This window comes from Nonomuraea sp. NPDC049684, from assembly GCF_044465345.1.
In the GTDB taxonomy this organism is placed as follows: domain Bacteria; phylum Actinomycetota; class Actinomycetes; order Streptosporangiales; family Streptosporangiaceae; genus Nonomuraea.
The window spans coordinates 1-1,444 of record NZ_JBITLO010000036.1; the positions used below are offsets into that span (position 1 = coordinate 1).

Annotated in this window: 1 pseudogene; it reads right to left on the reverse strand. The window is 67.0% G+C overall.

The features are described from left to right. A pseudogene (locus tag ACIBST_RS48895) lies at nt 1–1,444 on the reverse strand (DNA-directed RNA polymerase subunit beta); the annotation flags it as partial.

Genomic DNA, 1,444 nt, shown 5'->3' on the forward strand with positions numbered 1-1,444 from the left:
AGTTGTGGCCCTCCCACGGCATGAACGCCACGAGCAGGTTCTTGCCGAGCGCCATCTCACCGTTGTCGGTGCAGGGGCCGTCGGCGATGACCTGGTTGACCTCGACCCGGTCGCCCTCGGCGACGATGGGCTTCTGGTTGAAGGAGGTGCCCTGGTTGGAGCGCTTGAACTTGGCGACCCGGTACGTCGTACGCGTGCCGTCGTCGTTCATGACGGTGACGTAGTCGGCCGAGACCTCCTCCACCACGCCGGCCTTCTCGGCGCTGATGACGTCGCCGGCGTCGGTCGCGGCACGGTACTCCATGCCGGTGCCGACCAGCGGCGCCTCGCTCTTGAGCAGCGGCACCGACTGGCGCTGCATGTTGGAGCCCATGAGCGCGCGGTTGGCGTCGTCGTGCTCGAGGAAGGGGATCATCGCGGTGGCGACCGACACCATCTGGCGCGGCGACACGTCGATGTAGTCGACTTCCTCGGCACGGGCGAGTTCGGTCTCGCCGCCCTTGGTACGGACCAGGACGCGGGACTCGGCGAACGACCCGTCGGGGTTGAGCGTCGTGTTGGCCTGCGCCTTGACGTAGCGGTCTTCCTCGTCGGCCGTCAGGTAGTCGATCTGGTCGGTCACCCTGCCGTCGACGACCTTGCGGTAAGGCGTCTCGACGAAGCCGAAGGCGTTGATGCGGCCGTAGGAGGCCAGCGAGCCGATCAGACCGATGTTCGGGCCTTCAGGGGTCTCGATCGGGCACATCCGGCCGTAGTGGGACGGGTGCACGTCACGGACCTCGAAGCCGGCCCGCTCACGGGACAGACCACCGGGGCCGAGCGCGGACAGACGCCGCTTGTGCGTCAGGCCGGCCAGCGGGTTGGTCTGGTCCATGAACTGCGACAGCTGCGAGGTGCCGAAGAACTCCTTGATGGAGGCCACGACGGGACGGATGTTGATCAGGGTCTGCGGCGTGATCGCCTCGACGTCCTGGGTGGTCATCCGCTCGCGGACGACGCGCTCCATGCGGGCCAGGCCCAGGCGGACCTGGTTCTGGATGAGCTCGCCGACGCTGCGCAGGCGGCGGTTGCCGAAGTGGTCGATGTCGTCGATCTCGACGATCACCTCACCGTTGGCGCCCGGCATCGACTCCTCGCCCGCGTGCAGGCGGACGATGTACTCGATGGTGGCGACGATGTCCTCTTCGGTCAGCGTGCCCTGCGTGATCTCGGAGTCGACCCCGAGCTTCTTGTTGATCTTGTAGCGGCCCACCTTGGCCAGGTCGTACCGCTTGGGGTTGAAGTACAGGTTCTCCAGCAGGGTCTGCGCCGACTCCTTGGTCGGCGGCTCACCCGGCCGCAGCTTGCGGTAGATGTCCAGCAGCGCGTCATCCTGGCCGGCCGTGTGGTCCTTCTCCAGGGTCGCCCGCATCGACTCGTACTGGCCGAACCGCTCGAGGATCTG